22 protein-coding genes are annotated in these 24,921 nt (G+C 64.2%); 4 read left to right on the forward strand and 18 right to left on the reverse strand.

What is annotated here, in order from left to right:
- Nucleotides 1-28 precede the first annotated feature (28 nt).
- Nucleotides 29-250 (reverse strand): hypothetical protein, encoded by a 222-nt coding sequence (locus tag J2X19_RS11985; RefSeq protein ID WP_310373335.1) that lies wholly within the window; start codon nt 248-250, stop codon nt 29-31.
- Nucleotides 251-290: 40 nt separating this feature from the next.
- A complete protein-coding gene (locus tag J2X19_RS11990; RefSeq protein WP_310373336.1) occupies nt 291-617 on the reverse strand; it encodes a hypothetical protein in 327 nt (108 codons plus the stop codon).
- Between the two features lie 208 nt (nt 618-825).
- Here J2X19_RS11990 and J2X19_RS11995 point away from each other — a divergent pair, with 208 nt between their 5' ends.
- Nucleotides 826-1,173: a hypothetical protein gene (locus J2X19_RS11995; RefSeq protein ID WP_116603605.1), complete on the forward strand. Its 348-nt coding sequence runs from the start codon at nt 826-828 to the stop codon at nt 1,171-1,173.
- 90 nt (nt 1,174-1,263) lie between these two features.
- Here J2X19_RS11995 and J2X19_RS12000 read toward each other — a convergent pair whose 3' ends face one another.
- From J2X19_RS12000 to J2X19_RS12040, 9 genes are all read right to left on the reverse strand, one after another.
- Entirely contained in the window at nt 1,264-2,487 is a 1,224-nt protein-coding gene (locus J2X19_RS12000; protein ID WP_310373339.1) for a catalase family protein, read from the reverse strand.
- On the reverse strand, nt 2,484-3,941 hold the full coding sequence (locus tag J2X19_RS12005; RefSeq protein ID WP_310373341.1) for a Dyp-type peroxidase: 1,458 nt from the start codon (nt 3,939-3,941) through the stop codon (nt 2,484-2,486). Before J2X19_RS12005 ends, J2X19_RS12000 begins: the two co-directional genes overlap by 4 nt.
- Entirely contained in the window at nt 3,938-5,215 is a 1,278-nt protein-coding gene (locus J2X19_RS12010; RefSeq protein ID WP_310373342.1) for a hypothetical protein, read from the reverse strand. Before J2X19_RS12010 ends, J2X19_RS12005 begins: the two co-directional genes overlap by 4 nt.
- A 45-nt stretch (nt 5,216-5,260) precedes the next feature.
- Nucleotides 5,261-5,692, reverse strand: a complete 432-nt coding sequence (locus J2X19_RS12015; protein WP_116603602.1) for a hypothetical protein — start codon at nt 5,690-5,692, stop codon at nt 5,261-5,263.
- 37 nt (nt 5,693-5,729) lie between these two features.
- A complete protein-coding gene (locus J2X19_RS12020; protein ID WP_310373344.1) occupies nt 5,730-7,580 on the reverse strand; it encodes a GMC family oxidoreductase in 1,851 nt (616 codons plus the stop codon).
- Between the two features lie 3 nt (nt 7,581-7,583).
- Nucleotides 7,584-10,058: a hypothetical protein gene (locus tag J2X19_RS12025; protein WP_310373346.1), complete on the reverse strand. Its 2,475-nt coding sequence runs from the start codon at nt 10,056-10,058 to the stop codon at nt 7,584-7,586.
- Nucleotides 10,059-10,489: 431 nt separating this feature from the next.
- Nucleotides 10,490-11,698 carry a glycosyltransferase family 4 protein gene (locus J2X19_RS12030; protein ID WP_310373347.1) on the reverse strand — a complete coding sequence of 403 codons (1,209 nt, stop codon included), beginning with the start codon at nt 11,696-11,698 and terminating at the stop codon, nt 10,490-10,492.
- Complete coding sequence (locus J2X19_RS12035; RefSeq protein WP_310373349.1) at nt 11,695-12,702, reverse strand: GDP-mannose 4,6-dehydratase; 1,008 nt, start codon at nt 12,700-12,702, stop codon at nt 11,695-11,697. The genes J2X19_RS12030 and J2X19_RS12035 overlap by 4 nt, the downstream gene beginning before the upstream one ends.
- Nucleotides 12,671-13,579 carry a glycosyltransferase gene (locus J2X19_RS12040; protein WP_116603597.1) on the reverse strand — a complete coding sequence of 303 codons (909 nt, stop codon included), beginning with the start codon at nt 13,577-13,579 and terminating at the stop codon, nt 12,671-12,673. Before J2X19_RS12040 ends, J2X19_RS12035 begins: the two co-directional genes overlap by 32 nt.
- A gap of 347 nt (nt 13,580-13,926) precedes the next feature.
- On the opposite strand from J2X19_RS12040, the gene J2X19_RS12045 reads away from it, so the two are divergent.
- Nucleotides 13,927-16,164 carry an NADP-dependent isocitrate dehydrogenase gene (locus J2X19_RS12045; protein ID WP_310373351.1) on the forward strand — a complete coding sequence of 746 codons (2,238 nt, stop codon included), beginning with the start codon at nt 13,927-13,929 and terminating at the stop codon, nt 16,162-16,164.
- A 123-nt stretch (nt 16,165-16,287) separates the two neighbouring features.
- Here the strand turns inward: J2X19_RS12045 and J2X19_RS12050 are convergent, their stop codons facing one another.
- A complete protein-coding gene (locus J2X19_RS12050) occupies nt 16,288-17,166 on the reverse strand; it encodes a LysR substrate-binding domain-containing protein (protein ID WP_310373354.1) in 879 nt (292 codons plus the stop codon).
- Nucleotides 17,167-17,362: 196 nt separating this feature from the next.
- Here J2X19_RS12050 and J2X19_RS12055 point away from each other — a divergent pair, with 196 nt between their 5' ends.
- Entirely contained in the window at nt 17,363-17,764 is a 402-nt protein-coding gene (locus J2X19_RS12055; protein WP_310373356.1) for a nuclear transport factor 2 family protein, read from the forward strand.
- Between the two features lie 9 nt (nt 17,765-17,773).
- Here J2X19_RS12055 and J2X19_RS12060 read toward each other — a convergent pair whose 3' ends face one another.
- The 4 genes from J2X19_RS12060 to J2X19_RS12075 all read right to left on the reverse strand — a co-directional run bounded on the left by J2X19_RS12060 (nt 17,774) and on the right by J2X19_RS12075 (nt 21,943).
- Nucleotides 17,774-18,427, reverse strand: coding sequence for a hypothetical protein (locus tag J2X19_RS12060; protein WP_116603593.1), 654 nt, complete (start codon nt 18,425-18,427; stop codon nt 17,774-17,776).
- 170 nt (nt 18,428-18,597) lie between these two features.
- A complete protein-coding gene (locus tag J2X19_RS12065; protein ID WP_310373358.1) occupies nt 18,598-19,920 on the reverse strand; it encodes a metallopeptidase TldD-related protein in 1,323 nt (440 codons plus the stop codon).
- Nucleotides 19,920-21,377 (reverse strand): TldD/PmbA family protein, encoded by a 1,458-nt coding sequence (locus tag J2X19_RS12070; protein ID WP_310373361.1) that lies wholly within the window; start codon nt 21,375-21,377, stop codon nt 19,920-19,922. The genes J2X19_RS12065 and J2X19_RS12070 overlap by 1 nt, the downstream gene beginning before the upstream one ends.
- A 77-nt stretch (nt 21,378-21,454) precedes the next feature.
- Nucleotides 21,455-21,943: a GNAT family N-acetyltransferase gene (locus J2X19_RS12075; protein ID WP_310373362.1), complete on the reverse strand. Its 489-nt coding sequence runs from the start codon at nt 21,941-21,943 to the stop codon at nt 21,455-21,457.
- A 343-nt stretch (nt 21,944-22,286) separates the two neighbouring features.
- Here J2X19_RS12075 and J2X19_RS12080 point away from each other — a divergent pair, with 343 nt between their 5' ends.
- Nucleotides 22,287-23,876: a methyl-accepting chemotaxis protein gene (locus tag J2X19_RS12080; RefSeq protein ID WP_310373365.1), complete on the forward strand. Its 1,590-nt coding sequence runs from the start codon at nt 22,287-22,289 to the stop codon at nt 23,874-23,876.
- Between the two features lies 1 nt (nt 23,877).
- Here J2X19_RS12080 and J2X19_RS12085 read toward each other — a convergent pair whose 3' ends face one another.
- Together J2X19_RS12085 and J2X19_RS12090 are read right to left on the reverse strand one after the other, a co-directional pair.
- Nucleotides 23,878-24,252, reverse strand: a complete 375-nt coding sequence (locus J2X19_RS12085) for a hypothetical protein (protein ID WP_310373366.1) — start codon at nt 24,250-24,252, stop codon at nt 23,878-23,880.
- Between the two features lie 146 nt (nt 24,253-24,398).
- Nucleotides 24,399-24,773 (reverse strand): SWIB/MDM2 domain-containing protein, encoded by a 375-nt coding sequence (locus J2X19_RS12090; RefSeq protein WP_092755947.1) that lies wholly within the window; start codon nt 24,771-24,773, stop codon nt 24,399-24,401.
- Between the last annotated feature and the right edge of the window lie 148 nt (nt 24,774-24,921).

Consider the following 24,921-nt stretch of genomic DNA (forward strand, 5'->3'; position numbering starts at 1 on the left):
CCTTCGCCCATTTCGGCCGACAGGTTGGCTAGCGGCGGCGTCGGCCGGATGTCCAGCGCTGCACAGCCAGCCCGCCCAGCAGCAGGACCAGGCCGGTCCATACCAGGTGCTGCATGCCGGGCCGCGCGGCAGGCGGTGCCGGGTTGTTGTCTTCGGCGTGGAAGGTCGGGTCGAAGGCCGAGCCGGGGTCTTCTTCGCCCAGCATGGACAGCTGGTCGTTGTCGTCGGGTGGGGGCTGGATGGTGTGCATGGTCTGCTCCGTGTGCGGGTGTGTGATCGTGCGCTGGCGGCTAGCGGTTGGCGGTTTTTTCCGTTACAGCCGTGTCGTTACGGCGGCTTCCCGGCGGCGGCTCGGGTTTCAGGCCGAATATCTGGCGCCAGAACGAGAGGCGCTGGAAAGCCGGTATGCCCAGCGCCGATTGCCCGGCGTCGGTCAGGCCGCGCACGATGGCGTAGCGCGCCGGCTTGGTTGGGTATTGGGTGAGTACCGGCGGCCCGATCTCGGCATCCACCAGGCCCCGCTGCTTCAGCTGCCGGACCCAGGCAACTTCTACCGGGTCGGTGACGTAGGTGTCGCCTGTTTTGCGAGACAGCTCTTTCAAAAAATACAAGGTCATGGGCGCGGCTTTCCGGGGTACAGCTTCATTCAATGCGATTGTCTTAAGACTTGCTGTAGGACAAGGCCGTGCAGGGCGGCAGGGGCGGGCCGTGGATGCGGGGCTTTGCCCCAGGCAGGGCGGCGTCCTACAGCAAGAGACCCAGGCGGCTGACGAACCGGCGCTGGCGCCGGCCGGATGATCCATGCTTCGCTCTGGAGAAGTCCCCATGCCCTTATTTGCCCGATCCGATTGGCCATCTCGCACGGCCTTGCTGATGGAGCAAACCTATGCGCCGCCGGCCATGGCGATTGCCACGGCGCTGCTGATGTCCTTGCTGATCGGCTTGCTCTGGTCTCTGGGCTGGCTGCTGGGGGCCGGCTTGGTGCTCGGCTGCTTTTACGTGTCGCTGGGGCTGCTGCGGCCCAGCGCGCTGGAGCGGATCGCCGGTAGCCTGGCGGTCAGCGGTCTGGTGATTGCGTCCGGCGTGTTGTTTGGCAGCATGGCCGCAGCCCTCGCCAGCTTCATCCTGCTGCTGCCTTTGGGCCTGGCGGCCCTGGGCGTGGAAGACGCCTAGGCCTGCGCCGCCGTTTGCTATCTAAAAAGTAGCGGCTGCCGCAGGTGTTGATTGCGCCAGCGGCTTATTTCTTATGTAAAAAAAGACGGATCAAAACACCTCGTCCCCGGTGGGCTCGAAGTGCGGCACGGCGTTCATCTGGTGGCGCAGCTGCGATAGTTCGTAGTACATGCGCTTGCGGGCCCGGCTCTGGTTGCCCAGCGGCCGGTGCTCGGGGATGCTGTGCCAGGGGTTGTACGACAGGCGCTTGGCAAATTCCATCTGCGCGGGCGAGTCGAACTGCTGGCGCGGAATGCGCAAGGTGGCGGCCGAGATGCGCGGCGACAGGCGCTCGGGCCAGAGCACCGCGGCGTTCTCTATCGGCATTAAATGCGGGTCGGTCTGCAGCTGCAGGCGCACATCCAGCTCCACATCGCCATCTGCCAAAGACTGGACCATGGCCTGGCGCAGGTAGTCGTCGGGCGGTCGCAGCGGCAGGCGCGGAATCGGCGTGCGTTTCTTGCTCTTAGGCCAGAACGAGTACTGCATGGCCTGGCCCTCGCCCAGCAAGTAGGGCACGCAGCTGAAGTAGGGCGCCTCCAGCGGGCTGCTCTGGGTCTTGGTCCACAGGCCTTGCATGATGGCGTCCAGCACATGCGGGCGGTGCAGGTTGAAGAAGTAGAAGATCTGCGCGTTCTTCAGGCTCTCCAGCTGCAGCTGGGCGTTGGCGATCACGTCCGGTGTGACGAAGGTGGGTGGCGACACGCCGAACATGTCTTGCGTAAACTTTTCCTCGTCCATCAGCTTGGGGCCGGGCACGTCCATCAGCTTGACACTGATGCTCATGAAGCCCACATCGTCGATGTCGGGCGTGACATACGGGCCGGGGCCGGAGAAGCGCACCCAGGCCGGGTAGCTGCGCGGCGTGGCGTAAATGCCATGGCGCAGCGCTGGGGGCAGCTTGTCGTGGACGATGAACTCGGCGCGCACGATGCCCTGGGTCTTGGTGTTGCCGCCGCGCTCGAAGCCGCCGGGCTTCCACAGCGCGCGCATCTGCAGGTTGAAGCTGCGGATGATGGATGCCACGCATTCCTCTTCGCCGGGCAGCAGCCGTTCTTCGGCAATCTGCAGGCCTTCGTTTGGCCGCTGGGCGTTGATCAGCGCGGTGGTCAGCCGGGTCAGCGGCTCCAGCAGCAGGGCTTCGAAGGCCGGGCGCAGAAACGGGTCGAAACGGCGCTGCAGCTGGATCAGCGCCAGCGAGGTGTCGGAGACCCAGTTGCGCAGCGCCGAGCCGGTGTTGGCACGCGGCACGGGCCGGCTGGTGTTGGAGTTCATGGCGCAGCTCCTTGGCTTGCCAGGTAGCGCAGCGCGCGGATGCCTGGCAGGAAAAAGTAGGCCCCGCCGCGCAGGGTGACGAACTGCGGCAGCCCCGGCAGGCGCTGGTCGGCGCCCTGCGCCTGGGGGATGGAAAAGCTGTCGGTGGCCGTGCCGTCGGCCGCGGGTGCGCGGCTGCCCAGTAGCGGGTCGCTCTCGTTGCGCAGGCCGTCGAAGTGCGGCGCGTGCAGCCAGGCGCCCTGCACAAATTCGAACTGGCGCGCAATGCTGGCGCCCAGGCAGATGAAGTGCAGGCCGGTTTCGGCCCCGTCCGGCCCCTGGGCCTGGTGGTAAGCCCGGCCGCGGCGCAGCAGGCGGTGGAAGCGGGTGGAGGCCACGCGGTCCTGTTCCAGCGACTGGGCGTCGAAACCCAGGGTGCGCATCAGCCAGGACACCATGCCGGGGTCGCCCGGCGGCAGGTCGGCAGTGCGTGGGTTGGCGCGCCGTATATGGGCGCCCAGCGGACACAGGGTGCCGCGCGGGTCTTCGCTGTAGGTAAAGGCGTTCAGGTCGGGCGGCGAGCTTTTGGCGGTGGGCAGCAGCGGATGGCCGTTGCGGGTGCGGCCGACCATGGCGGTGGCCAGCTTTTCGCGCAGCGCCGGGTCGCCGTCGGCCAGCTGGTCGAGGGCCTGCCAGAAGCCGTCCACGTCTTGCTGCAGCTGGCGCATCACCAGGTAGCTGCCGTTGCGGCCCAGGTCGGCGCGGTGCGGCGCGTCTTCGGCGCGCGGCAGCAGGGCCTGCGGGTCGCGCTGCGGGTCGAGCAGGGGGCGGTCGGTGTAGCCGCCATATTCGTTGGGGTAGCCGAGCAGGAACTCGCCCAGGCAGCTGAGGTTGGTGTAGCGCAGCTGCTCGGCGTCGCGTACCGCGCGGTCGCGGCGCCAGTCGAGCATGGGCTGCGAGATACCGTCGGCAAAGCCAAACGGCTCGTTGCCGCGCAGCTCGCCGCAGGGCAGGCGGCGCATGATTTCGAAGCCGGCTGCGCACTGCGCTTCTACCGTGGCCTGCCAGGCCGGTAGATGGCCGGGCAGGGCGTACAGCATCAGCAGCACATGCGGTATCTGCGTGCCGCTGCCCCAGAGCCAGGCGCCGGGTGCGTTGGCGCCGGTGTCGCCGAGCCGGCGCGCCCGGCTGGGGTCCTGGCCCATGCCGGAGAGGAATTCGGCTGAGAACCCGGCAATGGTGTTTTCGGCCACGCCCAGGGCGCGCAGGCCTTCGCTGCCCAGCGCCAGCTGCAGCACGGTGGCCGGCGGGGGCTCGGTGGTGGCGGCGCTGGCGACAGGCGCGCGGGCCAGCCAGGCGCGGGCGGCTACGGGGTCGGTCACGCGCAGCAGCAGAAAGCAGGCCTCGGTATGGTGCTTGTAGCCAAAGCGGACCAGGCCCTGGATGTCGTCCAGGTCGACCGGTGCGCCGCTCATAGCAGCCTCAGCCAGGCCAGGGCCTGGGCCTCGTTCATGTAGCTGCGCTCCAGGCCTTCGCGGATGCGCTGGTTGCGCCGCATATCGGCCAGGGTCAGGCCGGGGTAGGCCTTGTACCAGACCTGGGTGGGAATCTGGTGGCGCCGCTGGAAGTACTTGAAGCGCTGCTCGTAGCGCGCGCCGCCGAAGATCAGCCAGCGCGTGCGCGGCCAGCCTATGCCGTTGCTGAACACCAGGTTCAGGCCCCAGGCCACTTTGTTGATGAAGTCGTCCATATACCCTTGGTGGCTGCCGTCGTAGTTGCTGGTGAAGACCACGCGGGTTTTGTCGTCCAGAAACGCCCAGCGTGCGAAGTGGATGGTCTGCACCCGCGCCAGATGGCCGCGGGTGAACACATGGCGGCAGGCGTACTGGATCAGCACCAGCAGCAGGGTGACAAGCCCGCGTCGGAACAGGCCGGGCTTGACCGCGCCCAAGGCGGTGTATTGGTTGCTCACATCAAAGTCCTCCAGGTCTTGCAGCGCCTGCAATGCTGCGGGGTTGGGGCGCGGGCAGATTTCGGGGTCGTGGATTTCGCGGCTGCGCAGCTGCTGCACCAGCAACGGCAGCAGGATGACGAACAGCGGCAGCACGGCCAGGCCGACCAGGGGCAGGGCCAGCAGGTTCAGCAGCTTGGCCGCGGTCCAGCCCAGCGGCGTGGGCTCGGCGGGCGTCAGCAGCAGCCGGCCGGCACTGCGCTCGGCTTCGACAAAGGCGCGCAGCTCTCGCCAGATGCGCAGCGCCTCGGCCTCCGATGCCAGTGTCTCGCGCGGCACGCAGGCGGCCAGCACCTGCTGCAAGGCGCTTTCCTGGCGGATCTGCCGCACGCTGCGGCCGACCCAGTGGATGTAGCTGGCGGCCACCGGCTGGTCGTGCGCCAGCATCCAGTCCAGCAGGTCGCCTGACGCCGCAAAGCCTGCGCAGTGGGCAAAGATGCGGCGCAGCCCGTCGCCCGCATGCTGCGCCAGGTCGGCCAGGCAGTCGCGTGCCGGGCCGTCGCAGTCGCCCATGAAGGCCAGGTAGGCGGGCAGGCGCGGGCGCGGCAGGCCCAGGGTTTCCAGGTCGACCTGCAGCGCATCGTCCAGCATCACCAGGCGCGCATAGTGCAGCTGCGCGAAGCGGCCGAACGGTACCAGCGCATTCTGCGGATCGACCATGCCGGCGTTGCGGTTCATGCCGGCCAGCAAGGCGCGCAGCGCGTCCTCGCGGCCGGTAGCCAGCGGGGCGATCACCATGAAATGCGACTGCGGAGTCACTGCGGAGATCCGGGGTGTCCGGCGTTAGAACTGCAGGCAGAAGTCGATCAATCGTTCCTTGCCCCAGTAGACCTTGCCCAGGTAGAAGCCCGGGCCGATGAGGCGGATCTCGTCGCGGATGTAGTGCGCGATCAGCGAGGTGTCGGAATAGTCGAGCACGATGCATTCCTCGCCATCCAGCCAACTCTTGTCCTTGTAGACCTTGGCTACCACGGCTTCGAAGCCGAAGACCAGCACCTTGTTCTTCAGCACGCCTTTTTGCGCGTCGAAGGTTTTGCCCTGCCAGCCGAACAGGTTGATGATGTGGGCGATGCTTTCGGTGTACTTGGTGCCGGGGGCGATGATGGCCGTGCCATGGGCCACGCCATTCGGGATCTCGCCGGCCGGGCTGGAGCGGAACAGGTCGTCCAGCTGGACCTGTGTCATCGCCAGCAGTTGCGGTACGTCGTATGCCATGGTCTTCTCCTTGTGCGGTTGCCCGCTGTGAAAAATGCTATGTCTGGGCCGCGTCCTGCAGCAGCACATCGGCGGCTTTTTCGCCCACCATGTAGACCGCTGCGGCGATGAAAAAGCCGGGAATCCGCGGGAACACCGATGCGTCCACCACCCGCAGGCCGCGCGTGCCGTGCACCGCAAACCGGCTGTTCAGCACCCCACCGTCGGCCGCCGGGCCGATCGGGCAGGAGCAGGACGCATGGTGGCCCCAGGCGGTGTTGCGCACATAGTCGGCCAGGGCCGCGTCGCTCTGCACGCCGGGGCCGGGCAGGCATTCTTCGGCGATCAGGCCGCGGGCCTGCGGGGGGGCGGTCAGGCCGCGTACAAACCGGATGGCCTGTACGACGGACTGCAGGTCACCGCCAGTGCTATCGCTGCCTTCTTCAAAGTAGCGGAAGTTGACCAGCGGCATGTCGCAGGGGTCGGCCGAGCGAAGGCTGACGCTGCCGGCGCGGTTCAAGGTATGGGCCTTGAGCACGGCCCAGGTCAGGCTATCGGCGTGCTGGCGGATCAGCTCTGCGAAGCCGGGTGCATAGCCTTCGAAGCGTGCGGGCAGGGCCATGCAGAAGATGTCGGGCTCGGGCAGCGTGGGGTCGGATTTGCGCACCAGCCCAAGGGCCGCGCCGTTGGTGGCGTACATGCCGGCGCGCAGCTCGTTCCAGCGCTGCCACTGCGGGTCGCCGCGCGCGAAGCGGGCCTTGGACAGCATCTGCCAGGGGCGTTGCATGCGGTGGGTGACGGCCACCTCGTAGCGGTCCTGCAGATTGCGGCCGACGCCGGGCAGGTCGACCTGCAGGGGAATGCCGTGGCTGTGCAGGGCGTCGGCCGGGCCGATGCCGGACAGCATCAGCAGCTGCGGGGTGTTGAAGGCGCCACCGCACAGAATAACCTCGCGCCTGGCCCGCACCTGCTTGCGCCGGCCGGGGATGCTGCTGGTCGCCGCATGGGCGCGGTACAGGCGCTCGCCCTTCAGGAATTCGACGCCGCAGGCCTTGCCCTGCCCATCCAGCAGCACCCGCGTGGCCAGGGCGTGCAGCTCGATGTGCAGCCGCTCCGGGTGCCGGGTCGCGGCCTGCAATACCCGTTCACGGGCGCCGGTGCGGCTGCCGTCGGCGGTGGACAGCGGTGTGTAGCACAGGCCTTCGAAGCTGCCGCCGCCCCAGGGCCGGGCGTTGGGGTCGCCCTTGCCGCGCAGCCAGCGCAGGGCGCTGCGCAGCGGGGTCGGCAGCTCGCGGGTGAAGTTGCGTGCGGTCTGGCCCACCAGGCCGCGCATTTGCGGGTCGCCCAGGGCTTCCAGCGGCACCGGGCGCTCGGTCTGCAGCCAGCCGTTCCAGCCGTGGCCGGTGGGGTCCAGCCCGAGCCTGCGCAATCCGCGCCAGATCGGGCGGTGGTGGCAGTTTTCCAGCTGCTGGGCGTAGCGCTGCATCTGCGGCGCGCGCCAGCTGGGATCGCCGGTCAGGGTGGCGATCTGGTCCCAGTCGGAGTCGTGCGGCCGCATGAAGATCATGGCGTTGTGCGCGGTGCAGCCGCCCAGTGCGGCGGCGCGCGGGTAGAGCACGCCCTGGCGCTCAGTGCTGTATTTGGGGTCGCGCGCCTGGCGGGCTTCGTCGGCATAGTGGCGTACTTGGAAGTTCCAGGCCATGGCGGGGTTCTCACAGGCAAAGGCGTGGAAGCCCGGCACGTCGTAGTCCTCGGGCAGGCGCGGGCCCTGGGCCAGGCGCGGGTCGCCGCCGGCTTCGAGCAGAAACACGCGCATGCCGGCTTCCACCAGCCGCGCCGCCAGGGTGCCGCCGCCTGCGCCCGATCCCACAATGATGTAGTCCCATTCGCATGTTTCGGCATCCACCATGGGTTAAAAGGTCTTCAGAAAGGCGATCAGCGCGCGCTTGTCGTCGTCGCTCAGCACCGGCTCGGTGCCGAAGGCTTTTTCGTCGGCGCTCAGGCCTTCTTGCTGGTTGAACTCGGCCGTGCCGAAGTAGTGGCCGCGATTCACCACGAAGTCCGGGCACTTGCTGAGGCGCAGCATGGGCTCGCGCAGGTTGGCGAACTTGGCGCGCAGTTCTTGGTCGCTGGCGTCCTTGGGCGCGGTGGCCAGGTCGGCCTTGAGCTTGAGCACCAGCTCGCCCACATTGCGCACATGGGCCAGCTTGTCGCCCACGTCGTCGCTTTCGGCGCGCAGCTTGAGGTTGGCGATCAGGTTCACCGGCATGCCCTTGGGGATGGGGCCGAGCGTGATGTCTTCGCCCGCGCCCACCAGCCAGGGCAGCCAGCGGTGCAGCGTACCTTGCAGGGGCTGCAGTGCGTCGGGCACATAGCCGGCGGGCACCACCACCTCGCTGCGCTGGGTGGTGCGGTCTATGGTGCCGGGCAGCTTGTCGCCCAGCTCGGCATCGCGTTCGCGCTTCTCGGGCCACAGCATCTGTTCTATGGAAGCGTCGAACACTTTCATGCGGCTGGCGACCGAGGGGCTGGATTCAAACGGCCCGACGGTGTTGTTCAGCAGATACGGCCCGGTAGACCACAGGCCGATCAGCGAGGGCACGCGGGTATAGCCGCGGCCACCGGCCGGCATGGTGTAGGGCAACAGGGCGCCGGTGAACGGGTCGTTCAGCGTGACCGTGCCGACCGAGGGCAGCTGCTTGTACGAGCTGGACGAGAAGTTGTCCCAGATGTTGCCGCCCAGCGCATTGGTGGCCAGTGGGCTGCATACATTGGTGCGCAGCAGGGTGGACGGGATGCGCGCCTCGGTCGACAGGTAGTTGCCCTGCAGGAAGTCGGGCGCCAGCACGATCTGGCGCATCGGGCTCTTGTAGGCCTCGGTCTGGGTCCAGCCCCAGTAGCGCTTGAAGCAGGCCAGGTAGCCGACACCTGCGCACTTCTGTGGCTCCAGGCCCAGGTCCGGCGGTGGGGTGGGGGCTTTGCTGGAATGGCAGCGCGCGCAGGTATCGGCAAACACCGCTTTGCCGCGCTCTACCGTGGTGGCATCTTCGGCCAGGAATGTATTGCCGCCGGGTGCATCCTTCAACCGGTCGGGCTGGGCGGCTTTGAGGAAGAACAGTGCGGTGTTCGGCGTGCCGGCTTCGGTGGCCTGCCAGTAGCCCGAGTTCTTTTGGGCGTCGGCGATGCGTATCGGGGTGACGGTCTTGCCGCCGACCACGGCGTTGAAGTGCAGCAACCATTCTTCGCTGAACAGGCCGATGTTCAGGTAGACCCGGTTCAGCGCGCCCAGCAGGCCCACCGAATCGGCGCCGTCCTTCAGCACATGCGGGGTGCGTACGGTGCCGCTGGCCTTGTCAAAGAACTCGCTCAGCGGGCCGCTGGCGATGTAGTCGTTGAACTGCTTGTTGTCCAGCTCGCCGCCGCTGAGCTTTTCATGCCACAGCTGCTTGGCCGTGCCCATGCGGGCCATGAAGTCGTACACCGCGTTCATGGTGCGCGGGTTGTTGATGTTGTCGGTGGAGATCAGCGAGGTGTCCATGGCACCGGGGCGGAAGCTGTGCGCCAGTTGGTACATGTAGTTCTTCTGGCCCTCGGGCTTGTTGGCGTTGTGGATGAACAGCCGGTCCACCCACATGTACTGCGCACCCACCGAGGAGCTGAGATTGGCGAACGCCGGCGCATTTGGGTCGCTGGGCGGGTTCACCGGGCTCGGGCCTACATGGCAGAAGCCGCAGGACATGCCGACCCGGTAGGGCCGCACCAGGTCCTGCCGGTTGTAGTACTGGGGGTCGGTGTAGTACTTCTCGGCGTCCCAGGCCTTGGCGGCTTTTTCGTCAAATGCCGGATTCGGGAACAGGCGCAGCCCCACGATGCCGGTGGCTTCGCCGTAGTACGAGCCGACTGGCAGCGTGCTGCCATCGCCCAGCGGCTTGCCGCGCGCGCCGATGGCGACGCCCGGGTACTTGGTGGCGTCTTCGAACGGGTCGGGCGCGCAGTCCTTGCTGCGCACGTCCAGCCACAGGCCGTGGCGGGCCTTGTCGGGACCGCTGGCCTTGCCGAAGCAGGGCTCGTTGACCAGGCCCAGGTATTCCCAGCGATTGGCCCGCGAATAGCCCTGGCTGGGGTGCGAGCTGATGGATTTCAGCAGGTCGAAGGCACCGAAGGTGAAGTCCGTCATGTGGTCCCACAGGCGGTCGTTGCCACCGGTCCAGACGATCCACATATTGCGCCCGGCCACCTCTTGCGGCGACAGCACCAGCGCGCCGTCCATGTCGTGGAAGTAGTCCTCGGCCGCATGCGGAAAGCTCTTGCCGTCGCGGCCGGCGAGCTTGGCCTCGTCCAGCACCGCACCGGGTTGGGGGCCTCGGGAGCATGCTGCGAGGAGCAAGCCGCCCAGCAATAGGAGCCAGCGGGTCGTCGTGTGCCAGTGCCGATGTGCCATTGCCATCCCCCAGTGAAGGAAAAGGAATATCCACGCTGCTGCAGGACTGGCAGGGTGGGCACAGCGCGGACATCCGCTGTGGCAGGAGGGCGCGCGGCGCAAAAAAGCGCGGTTTTTGCCCACTAATTGCCAAATACGCAGCTTCTAAACAGTGCGCCTTCTTTTGCGAAAAGTAAAGTTCTGGTAAGCGCGGAGGCAGTCTACGGTCCAATCGGGCTAGAAGCATCCTTCAAACGAAGGATGAACCGTACGGGGCCCTGGCATTGGCAAGCAGGTCGCCCATATCCGCAATAACCGATATGTGGCGGCTATTGGTGTAGCCCGCCAGCGCCAGTCGAGGGTCGTGCGTCAGCGGGTGGCGACGCTCTTGATGGCACTCAAGTAGTGTGGGTCCCGGTTGCGGGTGCGGCTTGTGGACCCAACAGATCGCGGTAAGCGATCTCTGTGTCACGGCAGGTTTTGTCCCAGGTAAATAGCGCAAGGCGACGGTGTCCTCGTGCGATCAGTTCGGCGCGCAACGGTTGGTCGTAGAGTGCTTGGGACATCGCTAGACGGACCGACTGGGCATCTTTAGGTTCGAAGTACAAAGCGCCGTCACCACCGATTTCCGGCAGGGAGCCGGCATTGCCCAGCACGGTGGGGCAGGCGCAGCTGAAGGCTTCCAGCACCGGCAGGCCAAATCCTTCGTAAAGCGACGGAAACACAAACACCTGCGCCTGCTGGTAGAGCGCTTGCAGCTCGGCGTCGTTGGCCGCGCGGTGGTGCACCCGGTCTGCCAGGCCGTGTATCTCGAAGAACACACGCTCGTTCTTGTTGAACCCGGCCCCGGTGCAGACAATGTGCAGGCCCGGGTCGGCAGCCAATAGCGTGCGTATGCTGTTAATAAAGAAGAAGAAGTTTTTATAGACTGTCCGAGATCCGACAAACAGCACATACCGCGCGGGCAGCGTCGTTGGCGCAGATGGGCGGACAGTTGGAATGGCTGCGGCACCCATGGAGCTGGCCAGGTGGACCACCTCTACTTTGTCAGCGGGTATGCCAAAAAACTGCACCAGGTCTTTTTTTGTGCACTCGGATATGGCGAGGATCTTGTGGGCCTTCTGGGCCAGCCTGCGTTTACGGTCTGAGGTACGGTCCGCCAGATTGAAATACTCGGGGTAGATCTCGTGGATCATGTCATACACGGTTAAAACGAATGGCTTATTGCCGATGTAGGGCAAAAAATAATCGTCGTAATACGTGGGGTGGAAGACATCAAAATCTTGCCTTTGTAACGCGGCAATAGCCACCTGCTTGTTGACTGCCTCGGCGTCAATGGGTTTGCGCAACTTGTTTCTTGCGGCATAGAGGTTCCATTTGCCACGAAAATCGCGCCCCCTCATGAAATTGTCGTAGCTATCGGGGTTTTCCTGTGCGATCAATCCAAATCGAGTGTCCTTTAAATATTCGTTCTGAGAATACTGTATGGCGACCTCTACCGAGGCGGCAGGGTTGTTGTCCAGCTGGGTAATAAGCTCGCAAAAGTACCTAGAAATACCCCCGAACTTCTGCATTTCAAAGGCTTGGTGGTCATAAAGTATTTTCATGCGAGGGATTTGTTGCGCCAGTAATTCAAGATGTCTCGTAGGCTGGTGTCCAATGGAATGCTTGGTGCCCACCCAATTTCATCGTTGATTTTTTTTAAGGACCCAATAATGGCCTTGTTGTCATTGGGCCGAACCAGTTGAGGGTCTATTTTTTGGACGACTGAAATACCCAGAATGGACGCCATCTGGTCAATCACCGACTTCAATGCCACGCCGGTGCCACTGCAGATGTTGTAGATATGGCCAGAACGACCTTGTCGCAAAAGCTGGTCATACGCGCGCACAACGTCCCGCACATCCACAAAGTCGCGCACGATCGTGGTGTCGCCGGTCAACATGACGGCATCTGCACTGCCGTTTTGTATAGCCAATAGCTTGCGGGCGAATGAAGAAATAACAAAAGTATCCAGCTGTCCGGGGCCGATGTGGTTGAATGAACGGGTCATCACAATGTCGCAGCCAAATCCATCGACATACACCGTGGACAACAGTTCTTGGGACACACGAGCCACCGCATAAGGGCTGACGGGGTTGAGCTTGGCGTCTTCGGTCAAAGGCAATTGGTCCAAGGCGCAAGCGCCGTATTCCTCAGAAGAGCCAATCGACAAAATACGGCAGCGGGGATTAACTTTGCGTACCGTCTCCAGAAGATTCAAAAATACATTGGTATTGTTGGCAAAACTCTGAATGGGGTTCACCCAGCTGAACGCCACACTGCTAAAAGATGCCAAATGCACGATGTAGTCTGGCTGAAACAGCTCAATCAAGGGCTCCCACTCATGGCTTTGCAATAAATCGGCCTTCTTGAATGCACACTCCAGATTGCCAAACTGGTTGAAGTCAAAGTTGACTGCATCCCTGTCAATTCCCAGCACGGAAATGGGTTCATTCAAGCTGTTTAAGTAGTCTAGAAAATGACGCCCTACAAAACCAGAGAATCCGGTGATTAAATATTTTTTCACTCTATGCCCTTTATTGGATGCCCGCAAGACAGCGGACGGCATAAGTTTTCAAAAATCGAAGATTGGTAGGGTCCAGTTTTAGCGCTTCCCGGATAAAAGGCTGCGCCGCCTGCACGTTGTGGTCGCGTTCAATATGCTGGTAACCCCGGCCAAACAGCTCTGCCGCTAAACGCTTGCGCATTTTTGGAATACCACGCCAATTCGGATGATCGACATAGGTTTTTTGGATTGCCAGTGTTTCCAAATTGACATGAACTTGGTTGCTCGCCCCCGAGATGGTGTGAGGGGAATCAAAAAACACGCCCAAGGCTTTGGGAACATGCAGCAGCGGGTGCTGGCTGGCGAACCGCAGCCACATATCGTAATCGGCTGCGATGCGGTAACCGGTATCAAAAACGCCCAGCGCACTGTGCAGCGATTTGCGCCACACCGGCTGCGACCCGGTAATGCAGCGCAGCAATAAGTCCTCTGGTGTGTAGTCGGGCCAGCGGCGCAGCTTGGCGCCACGGCTCTCGCATTCGGCAAAGCTCTCGTTTTCCGTATGGCTGATCAGCTGGTCCGCATACGCCAACGCGGCCTCGGGATGGCTGTCCAGTGCGGCAACCATTGTCGCCATGAAGTCGGGGTGGTGGCGGTCATCGGTGTTGGCATTGGTCAGGTATTGCCCACTGGCCAACGGGATGGCGCGGTTCCATGCCACATACAAAGGTTCACGCTCGGTGCGTATGAGCTTAATTTGCGGATACCTGCGCACAAACTCCTCGCAGATAGCGCTCTCCCCTTGCGGAGAGCCACTGTCAATCACCAACACCTCCATTTCGCTGAACAGGGTCTGCGCGACCAGATCCTCCAGACAACTGCGCATAAAACGTTCGGCGCTGTATGTCGAAACAATCGCGGTAATGAGAGGTTGGGGCATGGATAGAAGGCGTTGAACGCAATAACGGGCTGCACCGGCTGGGTGCCGAAATAGCTTACCCCAAATTATTTGCCTAGCGCGTGGGGAAACAGGGGTCTTTCCAAGTGGCCCCAGCTCGGGTGCAGCTTCATATGTCGGAAAAAACTATACGTGTCGCCTCCCAGGTGTCGACGGATTCGCTTGCGGCGTAAGCCCACATGCCCACGCTCTACGACATGACTTCATGCTGAAATCGATTTTCGGGGCGGCCCTAAAGTAGACTCTATGTCGCTGAATGTCGCAGGAGCGACCCTGTTTAGCCGCTTTAAACGGCTTCCCCATTTTGTTTATTGCCTGAGAGGTCACCCATGTCTGCCGAAAAATCAAAGATCATCTACACCCTGACCGACGAAGCGCCGCGGTTGGCGACCTATTCGCTGCTGCCCATCGTCCAGTCTTTTACCGCTGCTGCCGGTATCGACGTGGTGACCAGCGACATCTCGGTGGCGGCCCGCGTGCTGGCTGAGTTCCCCGAATTCCTGTCCGACGAACAAAAGGTTCCCGCCACCTTGGCCGAACTCGGCCGCCTGACCCTGCTGCCCGATACCAATATCATCAAGCTGCCCAACATCAGTGCCTCCGTGGGCCAGCTGCAAGCCTGTATCAAGGAACTGCAGGGTAAGGGCTACGCGATTCCCGACTTCCCTGAAGATCCGAAGAACGACGAAGAAAAATCCATCCGCGCGCGCTATTCCAAGTGCACCGGCAGCGCCGTGAACCCGGTGCTGCGCGAAGGCAACTCCGACCGCCGCGCCCCCAAGGCGGTCAAGGAATACGCCCGCAAGAACCCGCACAGCATGGCCGAGTGGAGCCAGGCTTCGCGTTCGCATGTGTCGCACATGCACCATGGCGACTTCTACCATGGCGAAAAGTCCATCACGCTGAACAAGGCGCGTGACGTGAAGATGGAGCTGATCACCAAGAGCGGCAAGACCGTCATCCTCAAGCCCAAGGTGTCGTTGCTGGACCGTGAAGTCATCGACAGCATGTTCATGAGCAAGAAGGCGCTGGTCGAGTTCTACGAAAAGGAAATCGAAGACGCGCACAAGACCGGTGTGATGTTCTCGCTGCACGTCAAGGCCACGATGATGAAGGTGTCGCACCCCATCGTCTTCGGCCACTGCGTGAAGATCTTCTACAAGGACGCGTTCGAGAAGCACGCCAAGCTGTTCGACGAACTGGGCGTGAACGTCAACAACGGCATGGCCAATCTGTACGACAAGATCACCAGCCTGCCGCAAAGCAAGCAGGACGAGATCAAGCGCGACCTGCACGCCTGCCACGAGCACCGCCCCGAGCTGGCCATGGTGGATTCGGCCAAGGGCATTACCAACTTCCATTCGCCCAACGACGTGATCGTCGACGCGTCCATGCCCGCCATGATCCGCAGCGGCGGTAAGATGTGGGGCGCCGACGGCCGCCTGAAGGACGTGAAGGCCGTGATGCCCGAATCGACCTTTGCCCGCATCTACCAGGAAATCATCAACTTCTGCAAATGGCATGGCGCCTTCGATCCCAAGACCATGGGCACGGTGCCCAACGTCGGCCTGATGGCCCAGCAGGCCGAAGAATACGGCTCGCACGACAAGACCTTTGAGATCGCCGAAGACGGCGTGGCCAACATTACCGACCTGGCCACCGGCGAAGTGCTGCTGAGCCAGAACGTGGAAGCCGGCGACATCTGGCGCATGTGCCAGGTCAAGGACGCCGCCATCCGCGACTGGGTCAAGCTGGCTGTCAGCCGCGCGCGCAACTCCGGCATGCCGGTGGTCTTCTGGCTGGACGCCTACCGCCCGCACGAAGCCCAGCTGATCACCAAGGTCAAGATGTACCTGCACGAGCACGACACCACCGGTCTGGACATCCAGATCATGAGCCAGGTGCGCGCCATGCGCTACACCCTGGAGCGCGTGATCCGCGGTGAAGACACCATCAGCGCCACCGGCAACATCCTGCGCGACTACCTGACCGACCTGTTCCCCATCATGGAACTCGGCACCTCGGCCAAGATGCTGTCCATCGTGCCTTTGATGGCCGGCGGTGGCATGTACGAAACCGGTGCGGGCGGCTCGGCACCCAAGCACGTGCAGCAGCTGGTGGAAGAAAACCACCTGCGCTGGGATTCGCTGGGCGAGTTCCTGGCACTGGCCGTGTCGCTGGAAGACCTGGGTATCAAGACCGGCAACGACAAGGCCAAGCTGCTGGCCAAGACCCTGGACGCCGCCACCGGCAAGCTGCTGGACCACAACAAGGGCCCATCGCCCAAGACCGGCCAGCTGGACAACCGTGGCAGCCACTTCTACCTGGCGTTGTATTGGGCCCAGGCCCTGGCCGCGCAGACCGAAGATGCGGCCCTGCAAACCCAGTTCGCACCCGTGGCCAAGGCCCTGACCGAGAACGAAGAGAAGATCGTGGCCGAACTGAATGCGGTGCAAGGCCATGCGGTCGACATCGGCGGCTACTACCTGCCCGACGTGGCCAAGACCGACGCCGTGATGCGCCCCAGCGCCACGCTGAACGCCGCGCTGAAGACCGTCGCGGCCTGATAGCGCGATGCGCTGAAGCCGCCAGGCTTTGACGCCATGCCCCCTGCGGACCACGCGGTCTGCAGGGGGCATTTTGCTATGGAATGCGTAGCTGCTTGCGCTGTTTATATATACGCTGCAGCCTTATGGGGCCTGAAACTGCGCGAGCAGCCAGGCCTGGAAGGCCTTGAGCTTGCCCTGCTCGGCGCGTTGCGCGGGGTAGGTCAGAAAGTAGGACCTGCCGCTAGGAATCTGCTGGTGGAACGGCATGGCCAGCACGCCGTCGTCCAGGCTCTCGCGCAGCAGGGCCGGGTCGGCAATCGCCACGCCCTGGCCGCGGGTGGCGGCCGACAGCGCCATGTCCAACGTGTCAAACACCTGGCCTTGCGCCGGGTCGGGCACATCGGCCCCTACGCCCTTCAACCACAGCGCCCATTCGCGGAGACGCGGGTCGGGGTGCAGCAGCTGGAATTTCGCCAGATCGCCGATGTTCTGCAGCTGGGGCAGCAAAGCCGGTGTGCACAGCGGCGTCAGCCTTTCCTGCATCAGCGGCACCTCCACCAGATGCGGCCAGCCGCCCAGGCCATGCGCGACGATAGCATCCACGCCGCTGCGGCTGAAGTCGGGCGCATCGGACCAATGGGTGGCGATGCGCACTTCCAAGTCGGGCAGTGCCTGGCGCAGCTGCGGCAGCCGCGGCAGAAACCAGCGCGAGGCCAGCGTCGGCGGCAGCTGCAGGGTCAGCACGCCGCGCGCTGGGGCGAGGCTGGCCGTGGCCTGCTTGAGGGTCTTGAAAGCCTCCTGCACCGCCGGCAGCAGCTGCGTGCCCTCGGCGCTGAGCACCAGGCCCTTGGCCTGGCGGATGAACAACGGGCAGCCGTAGAACTCTTCCAGCAGCTGGATCTGCCGGCTCACCGCGCTCTGAGTCAGGTGCAGCGCCGCGGCGGCGCGGGTAAAGCTGCCGAGCTGGGCCGCCGCCACAAAGGCCTGCAAGGCATACAGCGGAGGAAGTTCCGAAGGCATGGTTCTGGCATGCGTTCAACGCATGGATATTGTGCGAATCTTTCGTTGGCCCGATCGACACTGGCTTCCTAAAATTCCCACATGGTTTACTAGATGGCATGCTTCTTGTGCATGCCATTGCAGCCATTATCGGGCTTGGCGCAGAGCTCTGCGGCAAGATTTTTAAGCGGAATTTCAGGAACTAAAGGAGCTATATATGGGCCAAGCGGCTATCCACACGTCCTACGTCGAGACCATAGAACAGTATCTGGCCCAGCTGGAGCGGGGCGATGTGGATGCAATCTGCGCCCTGTTCAGCGGCGATGCGCAGGTGTTTTCCCCATTCCTGGGCTGGATGGGCCCGCGCCCGTTTTTCGAGAAGGTCCGCGATGCCTCGGGCCAGAGCCAGATCGAGACCATCGACATCCTGCTCAGCGCACGGAATGCGCCGCGCGCGGTCGGCTACTTTGTCTACCACTGGCAGCTGAAAGACGGCAGCATGGTGCATTTCAACTGCGCTGATGTCTTCGATTTCGACGCGCAAGGGCGGATTGCCTGTATGACCATCGTCTACGACACCCACCCCATCCGCGCCGAAGTCGGCAACAAATACGGCTGAGGTCGGCGCCTACAGCTTGCCGTACTGGGTACCGCCGATCATGATCCCGCCCTCCAGCGGCATCAGGTCCGACTGGTATTCGAGCTCGCCCACGCGCACCGGCGGTGGCGGCTTGCCGCGCTCCAGGGCGTCCATGAAGGCTGCGCGCTCCTCGGGCGAAATCGGCTGGTAGCGGTTGCGCGACAGCACACCGGCGGGCTTCTGCGGGCCGCCTGCAGTGCGTTGCGCGACCGCGGGCTCAAAGTTGCCGGTGCGCGCCGGGTCGGTGGCGCGGGAGCGGCGTTCAAACTGGTCTTCGGTTTCGCTGACCCGCCAGTACATGCCGTCGATCACGATGCCGAAGCGCCGGTAGGCGTTCTCGCGCATGTTGTGCTCCATGGCGGCAAAGCTCTTGGTCTTGGCCTGTGCGCCGGCGACAAACGACTTGGCCACGTCGACCATGGCAATAAAGCGGTGGTGCCGTTCGTCCACTGGCATCACCTTGAAGCGGTACATGTGCGACACCACCTCCATCGACAAAAACGTCTCGCGGATCGACTGGTACAGGCATTCCTTGCGGTAGGCCATGCGCTCTTCCAGCGCCATGCGCATGGCCGGCGACTCGTCCGAAATACTCAGCGGGCCGGGCGCAGAGCGCTTGGCGCGTTTAAAAAAAGCAAACATGTCGAATGGCGGCTTTCGTGAGGGTTGATCGTGTGTGGCCTGCTGCAGTCCAGAAGGCTTGCCCCATTATGCGGATTTATGCGCGCATCTGGGAGTTGCTCCTTAATGTATAGCTGCTGGCGCTCAGGCTGCCTGCGTGGAAATGCGATTTCGCATTGCATCCGGCTGCCTCACAGCGTCAGCGCAAACCCTTCCACAATCGCTCCCGGCGCGGTGATGCTCTGCAGCTGCCGCGCGCCGTAGGTGCTGTCGGCCGGCACCAGCTCGGCGTGGTCGGTCAACGCCACCAGGCCGGGGCCGAACATGCGCAGGAACGAGTCGTCGAAACGCATCACCGGGATGGGCGCGACGATCTGGCCGTCTTCCACCCAGAAGCAGGCGAAGCGCGTCATGCCGGTCATGCGGCAGGCCTGGCGGTCGCTGTAGTTCAGGTAGTGCAGATTGCCGATGTAGACGCCGGTGCCCAGCGCCTGCAGCACCTCGGCCTCGGGCAGGCTGCCGGGGGCCATGGCCAGCGACTCGGGGCTTTCACCGCCATGGCTGCCGTTGGTGGGCTGGCCGTATTCCTTGGCGCTGCGCGGGCTGGTCAGCGATGCCGCCATCTGGCCGGCACGCACCAGCGCTACCGCGTCGGGCTTGGTGAAGCCATCGGCCTGGAAGCGCGGGGCGATGCCTTCGGCCGTGGCCTCGGTCAAGCTCAGCAACGGGCTCAGCCGGGCCTTGCCCTGGTGCGCGAGCAGCAGGCTGGAGGTGCCGGTCTGCAAGTCCTTCAAACCAAAGCCGCCCCAGGACAAAGTGCCCAGCAGCTCGGCCACCGCCACCGGGCTGAAGTAGACGCGGTAGGCCCCCGGCGCCAGGGTCTTCGGCGGCAGCGCCAGCAGCTGGATGCGGGCGCGGGCTTCGGCTACGCGGCGGGCAAATTCGGCACTGCTCCAGGTCGTGCCGGCGTAGCTGCATTTCACCGCCTGGTCCTTTTCGCGGTACAGGCACCAGTCGAAGAGAAAGCTCTCCACGCTATGCCAGTTGCGCTGGCCGCGGCTGTCGGCAAAGGCCTGTACTACGCTGCCGCCTGCGTAGAAGCCGACCAGGTCGCTGCCGGCCGCGTGCTCTGCCACCGCGTCCATCAGCTGCTGCGGCGTAGGCAGGCTACCGCTGGCGCTGCGCTCGGTGTTCATTACCACATCGGGCAGCAGCAGGTAGGCGTCGTCGGGCACCAGTGGCAACTGCTCCAGCAAGGCGGCGCGCTCTGCCAACAGGGCTGCCGTGTCGGCCTCCAGATCGCCGCCCAGGCTGATGCTGCTGGAGGCGCGCTTCAGTCCGCTGACGACACTGACCGTGCCGTAGCGTTGCTCCACATGCGTGGCCTGGCGCACCTGGGCGTGGTTGAAGCGGATGAAGTCAGAGGCCTCGGCGCTGAAGTACAGGGTGACGCGGTCAGTGCCCGTCAGGGGGGCGCAGACGGCTGCGGCGAGTTGCAGGAAGTAGCTGTGCATCATGCGGCTCCACCAAACACCGACACGTCTTTGAACAAACAGGCGGGTGCCGCGTGGCCCACGCGTATCACCTGGTTCGGCTCGCCCTTGCCGCAGTAGGGCGTGCCCATCACCTTGAAGGTCGATGCGTCGCCCACCATCGCCAGGGAGCGCCAGAAGCCGGCCGAGATGCCTCGGTAGTTCGGCCGCTTGACCACCTCGGCCAATTTGCCATTGCGCACCATCTGGCCCCATTCACATCCGAACTGGAACTTGTTGCGCGAGTCGTCGATGCTCCACGACGCATTGGTGCGCAGCAGGATGCCGTAGTCGATGCTGGCGATCATCTGCTCCAGCGTGCTGTCGCCGGGCTCGATGTTCAGGTTGCTCATACGGTCGATGGGCGCGCGGTTCCAGTTGCAGGAACGGGTGGTGGCCACGCCGCCGAGTCCCGGCAGCAGGCCCTGGGCTCGGGCTTGCGACAGGCTGCCGCCCAGCGGCCGCTGCAAGATGCCGTGGCGGATGATCCACTCGCGTTGGGCTGCGGTGCCGTCGTCGTCGAAGGCAAAGCCGGCAAATTCATGTTGCTGGTCGGGTGCGAAGCTGACGTTCAGCAGCGGGCTGCCGTAGGCGTAGTGGCCGAACATGTCCAGCGTCACAAAGCTGGTGCCGGCAAAGTTGCGCTCGTCGCCGAGGATGCGGTCCAGCTCCAGCGGGTGGCCTATGCTTTCGTGGATCTGCAGCATCATCTGGTCGGGCATCAGCAGCACGTCCATCACGCCGCTGGGGCAGTTGGGGGCGTGGGCCAGCTCCAGGGCTTCACGCGCCACGCGTGGGCCGTCCTGGGCGAAGCCGGCGCGGTCCAGCACCTCCAGGCCGCCTTGCTGGCAAAAGCCGTTGTACTGGCCAGCGGCAGAGCGGGTTTGCGTGTCGCCGTTGGCGCTGGCCACGGCCAGGATGTTGGGCACCACAAAGTCCCAGCTCTGCGCCATGTGGCCGCCGTCGCTGGTGACCAGCAACTGCTCGGTATGCGTGGTCCATAGCGAGGCGCGGCGGTCCTTGATCGCGTCGCCGATATTGGCGCTGGCGCAGACTTCTTTGAGCAGATTGAAGCGCTCGGCCAGCGAGGTCTGCGCGACCGGCCGCGTGGTGGCGGATCGGTAGTCGCCCTGGGCGCTGGGCCGCGGCGCATCGCGGAAGTCGAACACGCTGTGCGCAGCGCTGGCGGCTGCCAGGCTTTGCGCCTGGGCAAAGGCCTGGCGCAGGCCGCGCTCCGACACATCGCTGGTAGCGGCATAGCCGAGGCCGCCGCCGTGCTGCACCGACACCATCACGCCCGCATCGCGCTCGCGTGAAGGCGCCTCGGCCACGTCGTTGCGCACCGTCAGGCGCTCGGCGGATTCCACCACGTGGCGGACCGACCAGAAATCTATGCCGGCGGGTGCTGCGGATGGGGCGAGCTGTTCTATGGTGGGCATGGTGCTATGGAATAAGTAGCTGCTGGCGCAGGTGGAATATGCGCCAGCGGCTGGTTTTTTATAAACTTCAGATGGTTTTACAGGCGCCGCTCAAACCGCTGCTCATGCACCTCGGCACCCCACTGCGTGCCGGCTTGCTGGTGTACCAACTGGAAGCCGTGCTTCTCGTACAAATGCCGGGCCGCGCCCAGGCCGTCGAAGGTCCAGAGGTAGCTGTGGCCATAGCCCTGGGCGTCGCAGAAGTCCATGGCGGTAGACAGCAGCTGCTTGCCCATGCCGCTGCCGCGCAGCGCGTCAGAGGTGATGAACCAGCGCAGGTGGGCGCCGTCCTGGGCGGCGTGGGCACCGTCGATGGCGATGGACCCATGCACTTCGCCGTCTTGCAGGGCCAGCCACAGGCCGTCGCGCTGCGGGTCCATGCGCTCGCAGAAGGCGGCCAGTTCGCGCGCCACCTTGGCCTCGAACGGCAGGCCGAAGCCGACCAGCGGGTGGTAGTAGCGGGCGTGGAGTTCGGCTATGCGGCCGATGCAGCCGGGGGCGTAGCCGGAGTGGATGCTGAGCGCCATCGGGAACCTTTATGGTGGTGGATTACGGACAGGGTGACAGTCTAGACCGCCTGCAACGTGCCGCTCCACGCGCCGGCCTGGCAGTGTGCGGGCTGTGGTCATGGTGGTACTGGGCGCTGCGGTTGTCTGCTTGATTTGCTATTTAAAGTGTAGCGGGTTGCGCTTAGGTGGACTGCGCAAGCGTCCTGATGCGCCATAAAGAACGGCGGGACGCCCCGGGTTTTCATCCATTCTGATGAAGGTGTGGGTGGCGTGTGGCCCACGGGCCGGGCGGGTCTGCTAATTTGCAGCAGCCCGGCGCTGGCTGCGTCGACTGGTCTGTCTACCCGCATAGGAGTGAAGAATGGCTTTTTCAAATCTGAAAATTGGGGTCAAGCTGGCGGTGGCTTTCATCGCGATCCTGCTGTTGACCGTCATCACCGGCGTGTACGCCGTGACCCAGCTGGACCGGGTCAACACCAGCACCAAGGATATCGCCACCAACTGGTTGCCCAGCACGCGCATCCTCGGCGAGGTCGACGCGGCGCTGAACGAATACCGCCGGGCCGAGATCCAGCATGTGCTGGCCGTGGACCCGGCCGGGGTGGCCGAAAACGACAAGCGCCTGCAAGCTGCCCGCAAACGCATCGACGATGCGCTGGCCGCCTACGAGCCGACCATTAGCTCCGCCGAGGAGCGGGCGCAGTTTGACGCGCTGAAGAGCATGGCCAGTGCGCACTACGCCAGCAATGCCAAGCTGCTGCCCCTGTCCCAGGGCGGCGAGGCCCAGCACGAGCCGGCCAAGGCGTTTTTGAATGGCGAATCGCGCACCACCTTCCGGGTGATGGCCGGCACGATTGCCAAGCTGGTGGCGCTGAATGGCGAAGGGGCCGACCAGGCCTACCAGTCGTCGCAGCAGGTGTTTGCCGCGTCCCTGCGCTGGGTGATTGGTTTGCTGGTGGTGGCCATCGCCATCGCCAGCTTTCTGGCGGTCTGGATCACCCGGCTGATCACCGGGCCGATCGGCCAGGCCGGCGCCGCCGCCAGCCAGATTGCCGGTGGCGAGCTGTCGCAGCGGCTGCATGTGACCGGGGCCGACGAAACCGCCCAGCTGCTGCATACGCTGGAGGCCATGCGCAGCAGCCTGTCCAGCGTGGTGTCGCGGGTTCGCCATGGTTCGGACGCGGTGTCCATGGCCAGCTCGGAGATCGCCCAGGGCAACCATGATTTGTCGGCCCGCACCGAGAGCCAGGCCAGTGCGCTGGAGCAAACCGCGGCATCGATGGAGCAGCTCAGCGCCACGGTGCGGCAGAACGCCGACAGCGCGCGCGAGGCGAACCAGCTGGCGCTGCAGGCCAGCACGGTGGCGGTGCAAGGCGGCGAGGTGGTCGGCCAGGTGGTGGAGACCATGAAGGGCATCCACGAGGCATCGCGCAAGATTTCCGACATCATCGGCGTGATCGACGGCATTGCCTTCCAGACGAATATCCTGGCCTTGAACGCGGCCGTCGAAGCCGCCCGCGCGGGCGAGCAGGGCCGGGGCTTTGCGGTGGTGGCCGGCGAGGTGCGCAACCTGGCCGGGCGCGCCGCCAGCGCCGCCAAGGAGATCAAGCAGCTGATCGCCACCAGCGTGGAGCGCACCGAGCGCGGTACCGCGCTAGTGAACCAGGCCGGCACGACGATGACCGAGGTGGTCGGCGCGATCCGCCGCGTGACGGCCATCGTCGGCGAGATCAGCGCCGCCAGCAGCGAGCAGAGTGCGGGTGTGTCCCAGGTGGGCGAGGCAGTGACGCAGATCGACCTGGTGACCCAGCAGAACGCTGCTTTGGTGGAGGAAATGGCCGCCTCGGCCAGCAGCCTGAAAGCCCAGGCGCTGGAGTTGGTGCAGGCGGTGGCGGTGTTCAAGCTGTCGCCGGGCACGGGCGGCGGCCTGCTGCTGGGGCGCGCGGCCTAGCTCAGCAGGCGAACGACTCGACGAACTTCGGGTCGCCATTGAAGCCGCAGACTAGCGACTCGGCGTGGACCTGCAACTGCGTGCCGTTGCTGAACTGCAGCTCTAGCCGCACCGGGCCGGTAGACGCGTAGGGCAGGGCCAGGCTGGACAGCGCGGAGTCGCCGTCCAGCAACCGCCCGCCGGAGAGCCGGCCCATGCAGTCGGCCAGTGAGCCGTCCCAGCGGGCGCCCAGGCACTGGATGTGCAGCGACTGCGCATAGCCCGCCTGGTCCGGCGCCAAGCGCACCCAGGCGGCGGAGAAAGCGATTTGCAGCGTGTCGGCCTGCGCAGCCGTGCTGCGCACTTCGGAGTCGTGGAATTCGAGGCTGGCGTGCATGGGGCGTTGGCGGGCGGGTAGGGATTGGTGTGCTATTGAAATGGTAGCTGCTTGCGCAGGAAGAATATGCGCCAGGGGCGGTTTCTGTTTAAAACGCCCATAAAAAAAGCCGCATCGCTGCGGCTTTCTATTCGACCCAGGGCCGATTACTTCAGGTGCTTGCCGATCAGGCCAGCCATTTCGAACATGGTGACTTCGTCCTTGCCGAACACAGCCTTCAGCTTGGCATCGGACTTGATGTTGCGCTTGTTGGCTTCGTTTTGCAGCTTGTGCTTCTTGATGTAGACCCACAGTTGCTTGACGACTTCGGTACGGGGCAGGGGTGCTGCACCAACCACAGCGGCCAGAGCGGCGCTGGGGGTCAGGGCCTTCATGAAGGCGGCGTTCACAGCGCGCTTGGCGGGAGCTGCAGCGGCCTTCTTGGCGGGAGCCGCCTTGGTTGCTGGAGCGGCCTTGGCTGCAGGAGCAGCTTTCTTTGCAGGAGCGGCAGTTTTTGCCGGGGCTTTTTTCGCAGTTGCCATGATGTTCGGTCCTTATTGGAGTTGAGTATTCACCAGGGTGAAGCGGCTCAGACTTACGCAGCGTCCGAGTGGTGGGCCCAGTGCCCTTTACTCGGGAGCTGCGTAAGTCGTGACAGCTTCCCCTCTGGCAGACCGTGATGCTACTGGA

Origin of the sequence: Rhodoferax ferrireducens (assembly GCF_031458075.1) — a bacterium.
Classification (GTDB): Bacteria; Pseudomonadota; Gammaproteobacteria; order Burkholderiales; family Burkholderiaceae_C; genus Rhodoferax_B; species Rhodoferax_B ferrireducens_A.